Origin of the sequence: Chitinimonas prasina, assembly GCF_030160395.1 — a bacterium.
GTDB lineage: Bacteria > Pseudomonadota > Gammaproteobacteria > Burkholderiales > Chitinimonadaceae > Chitinimonas > Chitinimonas prasina.
Genome location: NZ_BSOG01000002.1, coordinates 1,185,693 through 1,203,381, shown reverse-complemented (window position 1 = coordinate 1,203,381; position 17,689 = coordinate 1,185,693). Strand labels below are relative to the sequence as shown.

The 17,689-nt window shown below is 60.8% G+C and carries 18 protein-coding genes; 10 read left to right on the top strand and 8 right to left on the bottom strand.

Going from position 1 to position 17,689, the window contains the following annotated elements; translation table 11 throughout:
* Positions 1–423: 423 nt before the first annotated feature.
* Positions 424–1,065, top strand: a complete 642-nt coding sequence (gene trhA / locus QQK16_RS12575; protein WP_284196815.1) for a PAQR family membrane homeostasis protein TrhA — start codon at positions 424–426, stop codon at positions 1,063–1,065.
* 65 nt (positions 1,066–1,130) lie between these two features.
* Here the strand turns inward: trhA and QQK16_RS12570 are convergent, their stop codons facing one another.
* Both QQK16_RS12570 and QQK16_RS12565 read right to left on the bottom strand, forming a co-directional pair.
* Positions 1,131–1,868, bottom strand: coding sequence for a substrate-binding periplasmic protein (locus tag QQK16_RS12570; protein WP_284196814.1), 738 nt, complete (start codon positions 1,866–1,868; stop codon positions 1,131–1,133).
* Between the two features lie 80 nt (positions 1,869–1,948).
* Positions 1,949–3,211, bottom strand: coding sequence for a D-amino acid dehydrogenase (locus tag QQK16_RS12565; RefSeq protein WP_284196813.1), 1,263 nt, complete (start codon positions 3,209–3,211; stop codon positions 1,949–1,951).
* Positions 3,212–3,529: 318 nt separating this feature from the next.
* Between QQK16_RS12565 and QQK16_RS12560 the strand changes: the two genes are divergently transcribed.
* From QQK16_RS12560 to QQK16_RS12535, 6 genes are all read left to right on the top strand, one after another.
* On the top strand, positions 3,530–5,389 hold the full coding sequence (locus QQK16_RS12560) for an ATP-binding protein (protein ID WP_284196812.1): 1,860 nt from the start codon (positions 3,530–3,532) through the stop codon (positions 5,387–5,389).
* A 394-nt stretch (positions 5,390–5,783) separates the two neighbouring features.
* A complete protein-coding gene (locus tag QQK16_RS12555; RefSeq protein ID WP_284196811.1) occupies positions 5,784–6,899 on the top strand; it encodes a helix-turn-helix transcriptional regulator in 1,116 nt (371 codons plus the stop codon).
* A gap of 199 nt (positions 6,900–7,098) precedes the next feature.
* On the top strand, positions 7,099–7,956 hold the full coding sequence (locus tag QQK16_RS12550; protein ID WP_284196810.1) for a DMT family transporter: 858 nt from the start codon (positions 7,099–7,101) through the stop codon (positions 7,954–7,956).
* Between the two features lie 217 nt (positions 7,957–8,173).
* A complete protein-coding gene (locus tag QQK16_RS12545; RefSeq protein WP_284196809.1) occupies positions 8,174–8,392 on the top strand; it encodes a hypothetical protein in 219 nt (72 codons plus the stop codon).
* An 88-nt stretch (positions 8,393–8,480) separates the two neighbouring features.
* Positions 8,481–9,320 carry a squalene synthase HpnC gene (hpnC, locus tag QQK16_RS12540; protein ID WP_284196808.1) on the top strand — a complete coding sequence of 280 codons (840 nt, stop codon included), beginning with the start codon at positions 8,481–8,483 and terminating at the stop codon, positions 9,318–9,320.
* Complete coding sequence (locus QQK16_RS12535) at positions 9,317–9,889, top strand: thermonuclease family protein (protein WP_284196807.1); 573 nt, start codon at positions 9,317–9,319, stop codon at positions 9,887–9,889. The genes hpnC and QQK16_RS12535 overlap by 4 nt, the downstream gene beginning before the upstream one ends.
* A 59-nt stretch (positions 9,890–9,948) precedes the next feature.
* Here QQK16_RS12535 and QQK16_RS12530 read toward each other — a convergent pair whose 3' ends face one another.
* Entirely contained in the window at positions 9,949–10,380 is a 432-nt protein-coding gene (locus QQK16_RS12530; protein ID WP_284196806.1) for a GNAT family N-acetyltransferase, read from the bottom strand.
* 84 nt (positions 10,381–10,464) lie between these two features.
* On the opposite strand from QQK16_RS12530, the gene QQK16_RS12525 reads away from it, so the two are divergent.
* Positions 10,465–10,974, top strand: a complete 510-nt coding sequence (locus tag QQK16_RS12525; RefSeq protein WP_284196805.1) for a metal-dependent hydrolase — start codon at positions 10,465–10,467, stop codon at positions 10,972–10,974.
* Here the strand turns inward: QQK16_RS12525 and QQK16_RS12520 are convergent.
* Positions 10,938–11,876, bottom strand: a complete 939-nt coding sequence (locus QQK16_RS12520) for a LysR family transcriptional regulator (RefSeq protein WP_284196804.1) — start codon at positions 11,874–11,876, stop codon at positions 10,938–10,940. The two genes, QQK16_RS12525 and QQK16_RS12520, sit on opposite strands and share 37 nt — an antisense overlap.
* Positions 11,877–12,192: 316 nt before the next feature.
* Here QQK16_RS12520 and QQK16_RS12515 point away from each other — a divergent pair, with 316 nt between their 5' ends.
* Positions 12,193–12,951: an SDR family NAD(P)-dependent oxidoreductase gene (locus QQK16_RS12515; RefSeq protein ID WP_284196803.1), complete on the top strand. Its 759-nt coding sequence runs from the start codon at positions 12,193–12,195 to the stop codon at positions 12,949–12,951.
* Positions 12,952–13,066: 115 nt separating this feature from the next.
* On the opposite strand, the gene QQK16_RS12510 is transcribed toward QQK16_RS12515, so the two are convergent.
* From QQK16_RS12510 to hemN, 4 genes are all read right to left on the bottom strand, one after another.
* On the bottom strand, positions 13,067–14,170 hold the full coding sequence (locus QQK16_RS12510; RefSeq protein WP_284196802.1) for an alkene reductase: 1,104 nt from the start codon (positions 14,168–14,170) through the stop codon (positions 13,067–13,069).
* Positions 14,171–14,263: 93 nt separating this feature from the next.
* Complete coding sequence (locus QQK16_RS12505; RefSeq protein WP_284196801.1) at positions 14,264–14,854, bottom strand: TetR/AcrR family transcriptional regulator; 591 nt, start codon at positions 14,852–14,854, stop codon at positions 14,264–14,266.
* Between the two features lie 83 nt (positions 14,855–14,937).
* Positions 14,938–15,387, bottom strand: a complete 450-nt coding sequence (locus tag QQK16_RS12500) for a universal stress protein (protein ID WP_284196800.1) — start codon at positions 15,385–15,387, stop codon at positions 14,938–14,940.
* Between the two features lie 43 nt (positions 15,388–15,430).
* The gene (hemN, locus tag QQK16_RS12495) at positions 15,431–16,831 is read right to left on the bottom strand and encodes an oxygen-independent coproporphyrinogen III oxidase (RefSeq protein WP_284196799.1); all 1,401 of its coding nucleotides are present in this window, start codon (positions 16,829–16,831) and stop codon (positions 15,431–15,433) included.
* 83 nt (positions 16,832–16,914) lie between these two features.
* Between hemN and fnr the strand changes: the two genes are divergently transcribed.
* A complete protein-coding gene (gene fnr, locus QQK16_RS12490; RefSeq protein WP_284196798.1) occupies positions 16,915–17,661 on the top strand; it encodes a fumarate/nitrate reduction transcriptional regulator Fnr in 747 nt (248 codons plus the stop codon).
* Positions 17,662–17,689: the final 28 nt, after the last annotated feature.

The following is a 17,689-nucleotide window of genomic DNA, read 5'->3' as shown; positions in this document are numbered from 1 at the left end:
GGGTAACCCTGGCGCTATGCGTCTAGGCAGCCGGTACAGCACTTTTAGCTGTTTACACCACATCCTCCGCCCTCGCTCGGCGACGGCAGTCCACGTTGTAGGGTGCGTGGGTCATCACTTTGAATTAGCTGCATCTTTTCAGATGCTTGAGTTCATCTCAGGCGCTGAGAGGCTGTCCAAGGTCTTTTCATAGCGTCGTTGCACACCCGGTTGCGGTGCTGCGTCGGCACAGGTTGCCTTTCTCCCTCCGGGCTCTGCAGGGCAGCATATTGCGCGTGACCATCACAAAAACGGTCATATACGCCAGCTAGGATGCGTGATGAAACCGCAGGATGAGCGTCAACGCCCGGTTTCGCTTACTTACCCATAGCTGCTGCCCAGGCAGACATTGTTTTGCCAAAGGCAAGCGAGCACGCCAGGAACATGTCGCATCGTACGCAGACCCAGCCAGAAGAGATTGCCAACAGCCTGAGCCATGGTATCGGCCTGATCGCTGCGATGGTTGCTGCACCCATGCTGATCGTGGCCAGCCTGCGCCAGGGCAATGGCGCACTGGTTGTTGGCACCGTCATTTTTTCGGTCACCATGGTGCTGGTCTATCTCACCTCCATGCTCTACCACGCTGTGTCGGAGTGCCGTTGGCGCGAGCGCTTGCTGCAGCTTGATCACGGTGCCATCCCCTTGTTCATGGCAGGCAGCTATACCCCGTTTGCCCTTGGGGCTGGAGTAGGGCTTTGGGGCTGGCTGCTATTTGGCGGAGTCTGGTTGTTGGCGGTAGGCGGCTTGGTACTGCGGGCCATGGGCTTGCTGAGGCGACCACTGTATTCCACCGGCCTGTACCTGCTGATGGGCTGGCTGGTGTTGGTCGCAGCCTGGTCGCTAGCGGCGCATTTGACGCCCGATAGCCTTGCCTGGCTGGTAGCGGGTGGGGTGGCCTATACGGTGGGCGTGTTGTTTTTCGCCCTGGATGCCCATGTGCGTTTCGGGCATTTCATCTGGCATCTGTTTGTCATGACCGGTAGCACATGCCATGTGCTGGCGGTCATGTCCGTTGCCACCCGTTAGAGCTTCTTCTCGATCTTTTCACCCCAGCGAAAAGATCGTGAGCAGGCTCTTTGTGCGCAGGGCTGCTAGCGATACACGTCCTGCTGTGCCCGCCAGACCGGGTCACGCTCCATAGTGCTGAGTACGGCAGTGAGATCCGGCAGCACCTCGGCGTATTCCTTGGGTACCAGGATATAGCGCTCGAAGCGATCATGCGGTTTGCTGGCCACAAAGAAGCGCCCGGTCCATTCCGGTTGGTGGCGCAGGTAGTACTCCAGTGTAGGCCGGCTGACGATGGCGGCATCGATACGCCCCAGGGCCAGCTTACCCAGATTGGCCCCCTCGCTGAAGGCATCTTCGCGGATGATGCGGCCGGAGCGGACCAGCTCATCGACCCCATAGTAGTAATAGCCAGTGGGCAGCCCGACGCGCTTGCCTACGAGGCTGTCCGGGCCGTCATAGTTGATGGTCTTGTCGGTGCGGGAGACGACGACGTCCTCGTCCTGCATGAAAGCGGGTGACCAAAAGTAGCGGGTGCGGGTTTCGTCCTTGAACCAGATGGGATGCACGCCCAGTACCAGGCCCTTGAGCCGGCCGAGCTCAAGGTCGCTCTCCAGCCGCCGCCGTGGCAGGTAGACCGTCTTGAACTGATGGGCGCTGATGCGCTCATTCAGATAGCGGGCCAGGTCGTAATAGAGGCCGACGCCGCGATCAGCATCAACGATGTAAGGGGGCTTGAGGTGGTAGGCATTGAGCAATACCTCCATGGCCTGCACCGGCCAGGCAAGCAACGCAATGACCAAGCCAAGCAAGGCAGGCTTCATCGATAGCTCCTCAGTCAGGTATTTCCCATCAGTCTAGGATGTCAGCGCCGGCTTGGTCGCGGCTGCCGCCGAGCGGCGGTTCAGGCCTGTAGTCCCACAAAGCCGAAGTCTAGCTCCGGTCGCTTGCCTGACATGATTTCGGCTATGGCCCGGCCCGAGCCTGGGCCTTCTGTCCAGCCCAAAGTGCCATGACCCGTGTTGAGGTAAAGATTGCGCACCGATGAGCGGCCAATAATGGGGACGTTGGAGGGGGTGGATGGGCGCAAGCCCGTCCAGTACTGAACCGAGTTGGGGTCGGCCGAATTGGGGAAGAGCGAGAAGTATCGTTTGGTCAGTGCCTCGCAACGTACCTCGTTGAGTTCGGTGTTGTAGCCGTTGAGCTCAGCGGTGCCAGCGATGCGTATCCGGTCGCCCAGGCGGGTGTAGACCATCTTCATTGCGTCATCGGTGATGCTGACGGTGGGTGCACCCTCGTAGTCCTCCAAAGCCACGGTGGCCGAGTAGCCCTTGGTGGGATAAACCGGCAGGTACACGCCCAAGGGGGCGGTCAGCAGGGGGCTGTAGCTGCCCAGGCAGACCAGGTAGTAATCGCCTCGCAGTGTCTCTTGCTGCCCATCGCTGTCGCAAACACGCACACCGCTGACTTCGCCACCGCTGCTTTCCAGTGCCCGTATGCAGGTGTTGAAGCGGAACTCGACCCCCTTGTCGGCGGCCAGTTGCGACAAGCGCTGTGTAAACAGGCGGGCGTCGCCTGATTCGTCTTCTTCGGCATAGATGGCGCCCACCAGTCGGCTGCCCAGCCCAGCCAGAGCCGGTTCCAGCTCGACAGCGCGCTCGGCCGTGATGGCATCGCGGTGGCAGTTGTATTGGCGCATCAGTGCCGACGACTCGGCAGCCGCATCGTAAGTTTGCTGATCAAAGAATATCTGCAGGATACCGCGGCTCAATTGGTCGTATTCGATGCCGGTGCTGGCGCGCAGATCCCGCAGTGTCTCGCGGCTGTAGAGACCCAGGTTGACCATCTGGATGATGTTGCGCTCATTGCGGCTGGGTAGGCATTCGCGCAGGAACTGCAGTCCCCAGGCCCATTGGCGGGGGTCCAGCCTAGGGCGGAAAAGCAGCGGCGAATCATCACGCCATAGCCATTTGAGCACCTTCAGTGGTGCGTCGGGGTTAGCCCAGGGTTCGGACTGCGATACCGATATCTGGCCGCCGTTGGCAAAGCTGGTCTCCAGCGCAGCTTCGGGCTGCCTGTCGATGACCGTGACGTCAAAGCCGGCCTCGCGCAAGAACCAGGCGGAACTGACACCGGTGATGCCGGCCCCCAGAATGATGACTTTCAACCGTTTCTCCTTGGCGCCAATATCAGGCAGGGCAAGCGATGGCGTTTGCATCGCCGCTGTAGCGGGCCTAATAATAACTAAGTAGCGGCTGCGCTTGCAGGCTATGTCGGCAAGTTTGCCATGTCTTCCGGGCGGAGGGCGTGGCAATGTTGGCTTGTTCGGCCAGATTGGCTCGGCCAGATTGGCTCGGCCAGATTGGCCTTGTTGCCGATCGCCAGGCACAGCTAACATGATTGCCAGACTCGCCTTACTATCCGGCAGCCCCTCTATCGGCCGCAAGTGCAGCATGAATCAACAAGAATATCGGGGACCTCATACATGACACTAACGCTACGCCGAGCCGTCGTTCTTGCGATCCTGGCTGGCTTGCTGGTGCCTGGCATCTTTATCAGCTATCTGACCCTGCAAAGACAGGAGGATTCCCTGATCAAGCGGCTGAGCGAGGATCACAACCGCATCACCGAGATTCTGGTGCTGGGCATGCAGGAGCCGCTCTGGAACCTGTCCCCCGATACCGGCAAGCCGCTACTCGAATCGGTGATGAGTGACGAGCGCATAGTCCGGGTCATCGTGCAGGACGCCACCCTGGGTACCTTCCTGGAGAAAAACAGTCCAGAGCGCCGCCAGGGCAAGCTCAAGACGCTGTCGCAGAATGTCACCAAGCAAGGCAACGATATCGGCAAGGTGACGGTGGAGATGGACGATGGTACGGCGCTGGCCTCCATCCACCAGTACCAGCGCTATTACTTCGTTACTGCTGCCATCCAGCTGATTGCCAGCCTGGCGTTTATCCTGGTCATACTGCAAAAGCGCGTGCTCAACCCGCTGCAGCGCTTGATGTCTGAATCCATACGCCTGGCACGGCGTGATCTTTCGACCCCGTTTGAGTGGAAGCGGCAGGACGAGATAGGCAAGCTGGGGCAGAGCCTGGAAATTACCCGGCAATCGCTGCATAGCCTGTTTGGTGAGCTGGAAAGCAAGAACAAGGAACTGGAAGCCGACATCCTGCAGCGCAAGCAGATCGAGCACGCCCTGCGCGCCAGTGAAGACCGCTATCGGCGCTTGGTGGAATCGACCAATGTGGTGCCGTGGGAGGCCAATCCGGCCGAGTGGCGCTTTACCTATATCGGTCCGCAGGCGGAGACCCTGTTGGGGTATCCGCTGCACATCTGGTACAGCGAGGGCTTTCTCACCAGCTATCTGCACCAGGATGACAGGCACCTGGCCTACAAGCTGTTTACCGAGACCCAGGACAAGGACAACACCATCGAATTCGAGTGCCGCATGCTGGGCTCGGATGGCAAGTCGGTGTGGGTGATGCTGGTGGCGACTGCGATTCCCGATGAAGCCGGAGAGCGCCACCTGCAGGGCTACCTGATTGATATCTCGGCGCGTAAGTCAACCGAGATCGAGTTGAACCACTACCGCAATCACCTGGAGGAGCTGGTGGAGCAGCGCACAAAGGCGCTGGCGGCTGCCAACAAGGAACTGGAGGCGTTCTCGTATTCGGTCTCGCATGACCTGCGGGCACCGTTGCGCAGCGTGGACGGCTTCTCGCAGGTGCTGCTGGAGGACTATGCCGACAAGCTTGATGACGCCGGCAGGCAGTACCTGGGCCGGATACGGCGGGCCACCCAGAATATGTCCAACCTGATTGATGACCTGCTCAACCTCTCCAAGCTGACGCGCAGCGAGGTGAACACCCAGCCGGTGAACCTGTCGGAGATTGCAACCGAGATTACCCAGGACCTGAAACTGGCCGACCCTAGCCGCGAGGTGTCGATCAATATCATGCCCAACCTGATCACCGATGCCGACCCCAAGCTGGTGCGCGTGGCCCTGCAGAACCTGCTGGCCAATGCCTGGAAGTTCACCGCCAAGACGCTCAATGGCGAGATCAAGTTCGGCGCCACCCATATTGATGGCCAGAATGCCTTTTATGTCTCTGACAATGGCGCCGGTTTTGACATGGCCTATGCAGACAAGCTGTTCGGCGCCTTCCAGCGCTTGCACAGCCCGCAGGAGTTTGAGGGGAATGGCGTGGGCCTGGCCATCGTGCAGCGCATCGTCAACCGCCACAATGGGCGCGTCTGGGCCAAGGGCGCGCTCAACCAGGGGGCCACCTTCTATTTCACGCTGCCCCGCCAGGCGGACCGTGCTGCCAGTGTGGCAACCTAGCAAAGCCGGTAGGTGCGTGATGCAAGCAAACAGGCCAGCATATTGCTGGCCTGTGTTGTATGACGCTTGGGACAACCAAGTGATTGCGGGCAACCCGTAGATTGCCCGCTGTTTTATGCGTTTTGACGGTATTTGCCGGATTTTCTTTGACTTTACCCGATCAACCACCAAAACTTGCTACGTGACTCGCGTTTGCACACGAGCCGGGAGTGGTTTTCCCCCCCCTCCCGAGATTTCCTCCTCCTCGGGCGGATAAGTCCAATATAAGGTCCGCCATGCAACGCCGTCATCATCCATATGGTGGATAGCGCGCATAAATGCTTGTATATGAGCGTTGGCTTGTAGAGAATGCGGTTCACAATTAAAACGCCCTGTCCGCCCAGGGAGCGGAAACATGGCTGAACTCAAAATCCGACAATACGATCTTCTGGTTACTTCCATACATGCAGTCGTCCTTGAGCCCACCAAATGGGATCATCTGCTTCGCCGTATAGGCGAGGCTATCGACGCAACCTCGGGTGGCTTCTACCTGCGTGACAAGCACGCCAGCAAGCCCAGGCAGTGGCATAGCTTTGGCCACAGCGAACAATCGCTTGCCAACTATGCCGAACGCTATGTGGCGATGGACCCGTGGACGATGATCGTCAACCGTACGCCAGTGGGTGAGTGGGTGGCGGAGCACCAGCATTTCGATGATGCGTTTGTGGCGAAGAATGAATTTTTCCAGCGCTATATGCTGCCCAACGGCTTGCGCCGGCTTATTGGCACCCGCGCATTTGACGATGGACGGATCGAGGCGCTGATCGGTTTTCAGCGCGGCCCGGATGCCGAACCATTCAGCGATAGCGACACCGAACTGCTGACCCGGCTCTCGCCACATCTGGAGCTGGCTTGCCGGCTATCTACCGAGTTCTCGCGCCTGCGCATGCAGGCCGCTGTGGCGCGGCAGGCGCTGGACAGGCTGGCAGCGCCCATATGGGTGCTGGATGGGGATGGCAGGGTACTGTTTGCCAACCATGCAGCCGATGAAGGTGGCTTGCCGGGGATGGCGGTGCGCCAGGGCCGCCTGCTGGCTGATGCGCCGGCCGTACATGCCCGCCTCACGTCCTTGCTGACCCAGGCTACCTCGCGCACGGCGCAGAGTGGCGCACTGGCACTGGAGCGGCAGGACGGCGGCCGTCTGACCGTGCTGGTGGCCCCGCTGCCGGCGGGCTCGCCACTGGTGGCGGATTCACAGCGCCCGCTGGTGCTGCTGATGGCCCATGACCCCAGCGCCAGCGATGCCCAGCCGCTGGATGTGCTGGCGGCCCTCTATGGCCTGTCGCCCGCCGAATGCCGGCTGGCGGCCTTGCTGCTGGAGGGGTGGACTCCTGCTGAATCGGCAGAGCGACTGCAGGTACAGGTTTCCACTGTCCGTACTCAGTTGAAATCCATGTTCTGGAAGACAGGCACCCATCGCCAGGGCGAGCTGATGAAGCTGCTGTCGGGCGCGCTGTTGCTGAAGGTTTGAGCGCTGCCGTGACCTAGGCATGTGACGGTAGTCATGGGAACCAGGCACGCGCCATCCCTGGCGGCAATCCATTCCCTCAGCCCTTTTCCGTAGCGTCACCGGAATTCGCTTGGTTGCAGCCAGCGCTTGAGCCCTGTGGCGGGCCATATATTTGCCCGCGAGCGGCTGTAACCGGGTAGGCACCGGTAGAATCTGCGCCATGTCTCGATTGCCACACGCCTTACTCCATTCCGGCCCGTTCTGGATGCTGGTCGCCTCGGTCCTGTTCGCCTGCATGGGTGTGTTCGTCAAGCTGGGTGCGGCGCACTTCAGTACGGCGGAGTTGGTGTTCTACCGCTGTTTCGTGGGATTCCTGGTGGTGGGCGGCGTGGTGCTGCTACGTGGTGGCTCGCTGGCAACCCCGGTGCTGGGCAAGCAGTTCACCCGAGCGATTGCCGGCACCATTTCCCTGATGCTGTATTTCTACGCCATTGCCCACCTGCCGCTGGCCACGGCGGTCACCCTCAACTACACCTCACCGCTGTTCCTGGGCTTGTTGACCACCCTGTGGCTGCACGAGCGGCCATCCTGGCAGCTGTTCGGCGGCCTGTTGCTGGGGTTTGCCGGTACCGTCATCCTGCTGCAGCCTACGTTCGAGCGAGACCAATGGCTGGCCGGGTTATTAGGCCTGTGCTCGGGCTTAGGGGCGGGCATTGCCTATTTGAATGTACGCATGCTGGGCGAGGCGGGTGAGCCCGAATGGCGTACGGTGTTCTATTTCTCGCTGATCGCCACCGTCGCTGCAGGTGGCTGGATGCTTTTTGATCGCTTCAGCCCGCTGACCTGGAGCAATATCTGGATCGTGCTGGGCATGGGCGCTTGCGCCACGCTGGCGCAATTGGCCATGACCCGGGCCTACAGCCGTGGGCGTACCCTGGTGGTGGCCAGCCTGGCTTATGCCACGGTGCTGTGCTCCAGCTTGTTCGGCATGCTGATCTGGGGGGACGCCCATGACCTTTCCAGCTGGCTGGCCATGGGGTTGATCGTTGCCAGCGGTGTGGTGGTAACGCGGAAGTAGTCCTTGCGCCTGTTAGCGGCGCAAGTCATTCAGGACCCGCGCCCATCACAAACGTTTACCGCATATCCGCGACATTTGCTGCCCGCCCTGTTCAAGCATTACAGTGAAGTCAGAGCTGTCCTGCCCATGCCCAGGCCATCAAGCCGGAATGAGGACCGCCGCCCTGTTTCCAGCAGGGCGAGCCCACAGCCGACATGACATAGACAGGAGCCATACCATGGCAGGATTGAGCGAAGTACGCGGGATGAGCGCCAACCTCTCCCAAACGCTGCAGGAGAGTACGCGGCTGGTCATGAACGATGTACAGCAGCAGGTAGACCGGCTGGACCGCAAGAAGATGGCCGTTGCGCAGCAGGGTGTCGAGCGCCTGCAGGAAAAAAACCAGATCGCCGCGCAGATTTCCCAGCATCGCGGCAAGATCGATACCTACGCTTAACAGGCCTAAGGTCTGGCGGGCGAAAAATTTGGCTTGCCATGCATGGCGAGCACAAGCTTTGCGGGCGAGCGCCGTATAATCCGGCGCCATGCCAGACAACTACGCCATAGATCATTACGAGAATTTCCCGGTCGCCTCCCTGCTGCTGCCCAAGGCAATGCGCAGGCCGGTGGCCATCGTCTATCGCTACGCCCGCACGGCAGACGATTTTGCCGATGAAGGCGATCTCAGCCCGGCAGAACGCCTGACGCTGCTGAATGGCTACCTGGCCGAACTGGATGGCCTGCAAGCCGGCAGAGAGCCCCAGCACACCCTGTTCCGCGACCTGCGCGACCAGGTCATCACCCCGCACCAGGTGCCGCTGCAACTGTTTCGTGATCTGGTGGATGCGTTTGCCCAGGATGTGGTCAAGACCCGTTTCGCCGACTTTGGCGAGGTCATGCAGTATTGCCGCCGCTCTGCCAACCCGGTGGGCCGCATCGTGCTGCATCTGGCCGGTCGTGCCAGCGTCAAGAACCTGGCTTGGTCCGATGGTATCTGTGCGGCCCTGCAATTGATCAATTTCTGGCAGGACGTGGCCATAGACTGGCAGAAAGACAGGGTCTACCTGCCGCAGGACGAGCTGGCCCGTTTTGGCGTCAGTGAAGCCCAGATTGCCGAGGGCAGGGTAGATGAAAACTGGCGTGCGCTGATGGCCTTTCAGGTAGACCGTACCCGTCGCATGCTGCGCAGCGGCTCGCCGCTAGGTATGGCCCTACCTGGCCGCCTGGGCCTGGAGATACGGCTGACGGTGCTGGGCGGCGACGCCATACTCAGGAAGATAGAACAAGCCGGCTATGACGTTTTCCGCCATCGCCCCAAGCTGACTGCGCGCGACTGGCCCATGTTGCTGCTACGCGCAGTGTTCCCCAAGGCCATACGCTCATGAGGCTGGCCCCGCTGTTTTTAAGGGTGCTCACGACCCGCAGCTGGGTTGGCCGACTCACCGCATTGGCAGCGCTGACTATCGCCTGCTGGATGGCCTGGCAAGATCAGCAAGCGCCTGGCTCTGTTGATGGTCAAGCCCTGAGTGGCAGGGTGACCAAGGTCGCAGATGGCGATACCCTGGAAGTCATGCTGGAGGATGGCAGCACGCTCAAGGTCAGGCTGGCCTACGTCGATGCACCCGAATCCACCCAGCCTGATGGTACGGTGGCTGGCTTGATGCTGGCCAAGCAGGTATTGGGCCGCCAAGTGTTGCTTAATCTACAGGGGCAGGACAAATATGGCCGTAGCGTTGCCGAGGTGAGCCTGGGCGAGGTGGATATCGGATTGGCCCAAGTGCAGGCCGGGCACGCTTGGCATTACGAGCAGTACGCCCGTGGCAAGCAGGCAGCACTGGCTTATGGGCGATACCAGGCTGCCCAGTTGATGGCTCGGCAGCAGGGTAGCGGTTTGTGGGGTCGCGCTGGCGCGCAGGCTCCCTGGGACTATCGACAGCAGCAACGAGCCCGCTAAGAGCCTGTTTACGATCTTTTCACCCCTGGGCGAAAAGATCGTAAACAGGCTCTTCGTTGCTAAGAGGCAAGCAGCGCCTTGCTCATCAGATACTTGACGATGCCATCGGGAAACCCCGCCAGCTCGGCCTGCACCTGATAGCCCTGCTTTTGGTAGAAGCCGGGTGCCTGGAAGCTGAAAGTCTCCAGATAGCACAGCTGGCAACCGCGCTGGCGGGCTTGGGCCTCGAATGAGGCCAGCAAGGCACTGGCGATGCCCTGTTGCCGCTGCGCCGGATCAACCCACAATTGCTGCAGCTCGCAGCACAGCCCCCATGTCCGACCCACGGCGCCACCCAGGGTGACCTGATCGACCGACTGCACAAAGCATGCAAGCGGACGTACATCCTGCAAAGGGGCGGCAGCGATATTGGCCAGGTCCAGCCCTTGGTCGACCTGCGCTGTCGGGCTCGCGGGCAGGGTGTCAAATACGTGAATGGTGTGGGTATGCATGGTTGCTGCCTGGAGTGGTGTGCCTTCGCGATGCGGCGATAGGGGTGTTAGGCTGGTTTCCTTATTATCCATCTTTGGTTTTCCATGATTATCGGTCATGGCCCCTCGGGCTATATTGCTACCCACTACCTGTCTAAGCGGTTTGCCGCCAGCGGTGTGGGCCGCATGGCTTTGCTCGCATTCGGGATTATCGGTGCCCTGGCGCCGGATCTTGATATGTTTTACTTCCACCTGGTGGACGGAAGGCAGCATCACCATCACACCTATTTTTCGCATTGGCCGGTGTTCTGGTTCGCTGTGCTGTTGGTCGCCCTGGCCTGGCAGTGGCTGCAACGAGGCAGCCGGTATGCCGCAATCTGCGTCATCTTTTGCCTAGGGGGCGTGCTCCATATTCTGCTCGATAGCATCGTGGGCGATATCTGGTGGCTGGCACCTTGGGTAGATAGGCCCTATGCGCTATTCACTGTACCTGCCCTGTATCAGCCCTGGTGGCTGAACTTCCTGCTGCATTGGTCATTCGCACTGGAGCTGGCTTTATGGATATGGGCGATGCTGCTCTATCGGCGCAGGGCGTCAGCAGGTGGGGCTGGTTGATCGAGATAAGGCTGCAGGATGGCGGTTAGCCAGGTCATGAAGGCGTGTACCCGCTTGGGTAACTGGCGGCGATGAGCGTAGAGCAGGGAGACAGGCATGGGAGAGGCCCGATATTGCGGCATGACCTCGACCAGGCTTCCGCTCTCAAGGTGATCGCGGATGCCGATTTCGGGTACCTGTATCAGACCCAGGCCTGCGAGGCAGGCCGCCAGATAGGCATCGGCATTGTTGACCGATATCTTGCCTGGCATGGGTAGGAAGCGGTTTTCTCCGCTGGCGGGATCGATGTACTCGAAGCCCGTTGCCTTGGCACCTAGTGTGGGGAGGTAGTGGATAAGCTGGTGCTGGGCCAGCTCATGCAGCTGCTGGGGCTGGCCGTGGCGGGCCAGATAGCTGTTGCTGACGCAATTGAGCAGGCGCAGATGTCCCAATGGGCGGGCAATAAGACTGGAGTCGACCAGCGTACCTATCCGCAGGACACAGTCGAATCCCTCGCGCACCAGATCGACCCGGCGATCTGTGCTGCTTAGCTCGATATCCAGCAGTGGATGGGTTTGCAGGAATTCGGGCAGGCGCGGCACCACGATATGCCGGGCGATGCCGCTGGACATATCGACCCGGAGCCTGCCTGAAAGGCTGCCCTGACCGAGCTGGAACATGCTTTGCAGCTCATCCATATCGGCCAGCAGATCGCGGCAGCGCTCGTAGTAGGCCTGGCCGTCTTGGGTCATCTGCACCTTGCGGGTAGTGCGGTGCAGCAGGCGGGTGCCCAACTGGCTTTCTAGTTGTTGTACGGCGGACGAGATGCTGGCCTTGGGCAGACCCATGCTGTCGGCTGCCTGGGTGAAACTGGCGAGTTCGGCGACCCGCAGGTAGACCTGCATGGCGTGGAGTTGATCCATGGCTTGCCTTGATTGTTCGTATTCTGCGATCAGTCTAATCGTTTCTTTCTGGTTTATGGGTATTCTTGGTGGCAATAGACTGCAGTCACCCTACAGGCATGGCTGCATGCCTGTCAGTCAACCCATAGAGCCTGTTCAAAGTCTTTTCGCCGCGCGCCGGCCCTTCGGGTTCGCAGCCTTGCCTGCGAATGGCGGCGTTGCAAGCCGCTGACGGTACCCGTACTGCTGCGCGTCTTGCGCCTTGCCCTTCATCCGGCAAGGTTGCGAACGGCGCGGCGAAAAGACTTTGAACAGGCTCTTAGCAGGAGCGAAACAAATGAGCACGAAGATCGCAGTGGTAACCGGTGGTAGCCGTGGCCTGGGCCGAAATGCAGCACTCAAGCTGGCGGCGAAGGGCGTGGGTGTGATCCTGACCTATCGCAGCCAGGCCGACGAGGCACAGGCGGTGGTGGCAGAGATTGATAGCCTGGGTGGGCAGGCGGTGGCCCTGCCGTTGGATGTGGCGGACAGTGGCAGTTTCGCCGGGTTTGCACAGCGGTTGGCCGCTGCCCTGGGCGAGCACTGGGGCCGGGCGGATTTTGATTACCTGCTCAACAATGCGGGGATCGGTATCCATGTGGGTTTTGCCGAGACGACCGAGGCGCAGTTTGACCAGCTGATGAACATACAGCTCAAGGGCGTGTTCTTTCTGACGCAGGCGCTGCTGCCCCTGATGGCTGACGGCGGCCGTATCCTGAATGTATCGACTGGGCTGACGCGCTTTGCCTTGCCAGGCTATGCCGCCTATGCGGCGATGAAGGGGGCCGTGGAAGTGCTGACGCGCTACCTGGCCAAGGAACTGGGTGCCCGCCGGATCAGCGTGAATGTGGTGGCGCCGGGCGCCATCGAGACGGATTTTGGTGGCGGCCTGGTGCGTGACAACCGTGAGGTGAATGGGTTTATCGCCGGCCAGACAGCGTTGGGGCGGGTGGGAATGCCCGATGACATAGGCCATGTGATGGCCGCCTTGCTGTCTGATGACTGCGGCTGGATCAATGGGCAGCGCATAGAGGCGTCCGGTGGGATGTTTCTGTAGGTGGGTGATGCGGCCGGCGGTTGGGGCCCGCCGCCAGCAAGAGAAAGCCCCTCGCCGGTAGGTGAGGGGCTGTTCGGCCGGTTGGCTGAGTGCTGCGGGCCAATCCGGCTTGATGCTAGCCCGCCAGAGCCGGGTAGTCGGTATAGCCTTGCTCAGCGCCGCCATACAAGGTGGCGGGATCCAGCTGATTCAGCTCGGCGCCTAGGGTAAAGCGGCGGACCAGATCCGGGTTGGCGATATAGGGGCGGCCAAAGGCTACGGCATCGGCGGTGCCTGCTTGTATCAGGGCCTCGGCACGTTCGGCAGTATAGCTGCCGCAGAACACCAGCGTGCCCTTGAAGGCTGCCCGCAGTTGCTGGCGGAAGGTGTCGGTCAGTGCCTCGCCGCCGGCCCAGTCGGGTTCAGCTATATGCAGATAGGCCAAATGCCGCTGTTGCAGTTGCTGGGCCAGGTAGATGGCCATGGCTTCGCCTTCGATAGGCGACATATCACCAAACACGCCATTGGGCGACAGGCGTATGCCAACCTTTTCGGCACCGATGGCGGCAACGATGGCATCCACCACCTCCAGAACAAAGCGGGCACGATTTTCGATACTACCGCCGTACTGATCAGTACGCTGATTGGCACGGGCATCCAGGAACTGGTTCAGCAGATAGCCGTTGGCGCTGTGGATTTCGACAAAGTCAAAGCCAGCGCGGACAGCGCGGCGGGCGCCCGCCACATAGGCGGCAACAATGCCGGGCAGCTCAGCCAATTCCAGCGCCCTGGGCAGGTCGGTGGGTTCGTTGCTGGGCGTGCCATCAGGCAACACCACAAAGCTCTTGGCGCCCTGGGCCTGGATGGCGGAAGGGGCGACCGGGGCCTGGCCATCGGCCTGCAGCAGGTGGTGGGAGATGCGGCCCACATGCCAGAGTTGCAGCGAGATATGGCCGCCGGCAGCATGCACTCGGTTGACCACCTGTGCCCAGCCTGCTTCCTGCTCGTCGGTATAGATGCCGGGCGTCCAGGCATAGCCTTGGCCCTGCTGCGAGATTTGCGTGGCCTCGGTCACGGTCAGGCCGGCATTGGCGCGCTGGCTATAGTAAATGGCATTCAATTCAGCAGGCAGATCGCCTGGCTGGGCGGCACGCGAGCGTGTCAGTGGGGCCATCCAGACACGGTTGGGGAGGGTGGTCTTGCCAACGATATGCGGGGTAAGCAGTTTGTCGATTGCCATGATGCGTTTCCTTTTGAGTAGACCGGTCGTCTAGTTTGTGCGCCAAATAAACCGGCCTTGCGGGCCGGATGCTTGCTACGGAAGTGCGATGAATCAGGTACTGAGCATACGTTCGGTGGCCGCACGGGCGGCGTCGAGTGCGGCGCTGCCATGCTGGACCTTGGTAACCAGCGCGGCGCCCAGCCAGAGCTGGTACAAGGCAGCGGCCAGTGTCTCTGCCGGCATGCCGGGTGGCAGGGATTTATCGGCACGGCCGATAACGATAAAGGCGGTCACCCGCTCAATGATGCCGGCAATGCCTTGCTGCATCTGCCTGCGCATATCGTCGGACAGGTCGCTGACCTCGCCGGTCAGCTTGACGACCAGGCAGCGGGAGTTGCCATTGTTCTCGCAGGAAACGCTGCACCAGCCGGCGAAGTAGGCATCCAGCTTGGCGCGGCCATTCAACTGTGGGTTGGCAACGATTTCATCCAGAATGGCGTGGTAGCGGCTGAAGAAACGCGACAGCAAGGCGACGCCGTAGCCTTCCTTGGAGCCAAAGTAGTGATAGAACGAGCCCTTGGGTACACCTGCCTGCCCCAGTATCTCGGCCAGGCCGACGGCGGCAAACCCCTTGCCCAGCATGATGCCCTCGCCGGTAGCAAGCAGGTGTTCGCGGGTGTCGTCAAAGTCTCGATTCAACATGGGGCGCAGTCTAAACCCGATTAGACCGGTCGTCTAGTGATTTATGCACGAGCAGGGCGAAGCGGTTTGGCGTGCCAAAGGGTTTATGCAGCCGGGCCCCGAACCAGCAGTACCGGCACAGGCGATAGCCTGGCGACGCCTTCTGCCGTGCTGCCCATGACCAGCCGCTGGAAACCCCGCAGTCCATGCGTGCCGATGACCAGCAGGTCGGCGTGGGTGCGGCGAGCCTCCTGCAATATCAGGTTGATGGTTTCGGCGGTACGGCATTCCTCGGCATGCACCTCGGCAGATACGTCCTGCCTGGCGGCCAGAGCCTGTGCCTTGTGCAGCAGCTCCTGGCCGGCTTCGCGCAGGGCATGGACATAGTCGGCCAACTCAGCGGTGCCGTTGTAGTCCATGTAGACCAGGTGGAGATCGACTACGTGGAAGAGATGCAGTTTGGCACGCAAGGCGTGCGCAAGCCGGATGGCCTCTTCCAATCCGCTGGAGGCGGTGGGGCTGGCGTCTAGGGGTACCAGAATGCGTTTGTACATGGGTGACCTCCGCAGGGGGATGATGGTTTACCCCCGGTGCTGGTTATATCAAGCTTGAAAATCGGGCGCTGTTGCGGGCCTCGCGCAGATGACGATCAAACACCATGGCGATGCTGCGGGTCAGCAAGCGGCCCTTGGGCGTGATTTCAAGCCCTTGGCGCTGGAGTTTGAGCAAGCCATTGCTGGCGAGTTGCTGTAATTGTTCAAGCTCGTAGGCGAAATAGTGGTGGAAGTCGATCAGCCAACGGGTCTCCAGCGGCTCAAAGGCCAATTCGGATTGGCATAGCAGCGACTGGATGATGCTACGGCGGAGCAGGTCGTCGGCAGCCAGTGTCATGCCGCGGGCGATGGGTAGGTGGTGGTGCGCCAGCGCATCATAGTAGTCCTCCAGCACCCTGTGGTTCTGGGCGTAGCATGCGCCGACCTTGCCGATGGCCGAAACACCCAGCCCAATCAGATCGCACTCTGCCTGGGTGGTATAGCCCTGGAAGTTTCTATGCAGCCGGCCCTGGCGCATGGCGATGGCGAGCTCGTCATGAGGCAGGGCAAACTGCTCCAGCCCAAGATGGACATAGCCCGCGCCCTGCAACTGGGACATGGCCTGCTGCAGCATTGCCAGCCTGTCGTCTGCCGTCGGCAACGTGGCAGCGTCGATATGGCGCTGCGCCTTGAAGCGATCAGGCTGGTGGTTGTAGCGGCCTAGCGAGACACGATCGGGCCGCCACGTTAGTACATGGGCCAGGGTGTCGGCCATACTGGCTGGGGTCTGCCTTGGCAGGCCATAGAGGAGATCGACATGGATGGAGCGGTAACCTAGCGCGCGGCCTTGCGCGATGGCGGCGGCGGTCTGGGACGCAGGCTGCTTGCGATTCACGGCGCGCTGCACATCGGCGGAGAGATCCGGGAGGCTGATGCTGAGGTGGTTGAAGCCATGGCTGGCAAGCAACTGCAGGCTTTGCGGCCCGATATGCCTGGGGTCGATCTCGACCGAGCATTCAGCGCCAGCAGCCAGTGGGAAATACCGTTGCAAGGCGGCCAGCAGGCGGCTTAGCTGGGCATCCTGCAGAAAGGTTGGTGTGCCGCCGCCCAGATGCAGCTGCGTGACCTTGGGCGTCGCGCCATAGGCCGCGCCTTGCAGAGCGATTTCCCGTTCAAGATAGTCCAGATAGGTATCAGCCTGATTGTGGTCGGCGGTGATGACCTTGTGGCTGGCACAGTAGCTACAAGCCGATACGCAGAACGGCAGATGGACATACAGCGACAGTGGACGGAGTCCACCCAGCGCGTGCGTCGCTAACGCGTGGCGGTAGCGGTCTTCGTCGAAATCTTCAGAGAAGCGATCGGCGGTTGGATAGATGCCGTAGCGCGTCACATCGTCATGGCGCTGCAGCAGCGGCAGGTCGATCTCCAATGCAGTCGTTTCGGGTATGGCGGGGGCAGTCATAGGGGGCGCCAGCGTAGGTCTTGGTTGCTGACACTGTAAGTAGCAGGCAGACTAATCGTATTGACCTTCATCAAGCACCAATCATGTCCGCTGCCCGCGAAATCATTCCCATCCATGCCCTCAAAGCCGTGTGTTCGTCCTGCAGCCTGCAGGAGCTGTGCTTACCGCTAGGCCTGGCTCAGGAGGAAATGATACAGCTGGACGATGCCATCAATCAGCGCATGCCAGTGCGGCGTGGTGAGGCACTGTTCCGCCTGGGCGATGCCTTTCGCTCGCTGTATGCAGTACGCACGGGCTTCTTCAAGACCGTAGTGGTGTCGGAGGACGGCCGCGAGCAGGTGACAGGCTTTCATATGGCAGGCGAGCTGATGGGGCTGGATGCCTTTGGGACGGACCAGCACGGCTGCACCGCCATTGCGCTGGAAGACTGCGAGGTTTGCGAGCTGCCCTATCACCGTCTCGAGAACCTGGCGCTGGAGATACCGGCACTTAACCGCCATCTGTATAAACTGATGAGCCGCGAAATCATCCGCGACCAGGGCGCCATGCTGTTGCTGGGCAATATGCGGGCAGAAGAGCGCCTGGCGGTGTTTCTGCTGAACCTGTCGCAACGTATGGCGGCACGCGGCTTCTCCTCGCGCCAGTTTGTCCTGCGCATGACTCGCGAAGAGATAGGTAGCTACCTGGGTATGAAGCTGGAGACAGTGAGCCGTACCTTTTCACGCTTCCAGCAGGATGGCTGGATCAAGGTGCAGGGCAAGCAGATCGAGGTGCTGGACCTGGCGGCCATCAAGCAGCTGGTGTCGGGCTGCATAGGCTTGCAGCATTGAGCAGCGGCAGGTGTGGTACGGCGGGGGT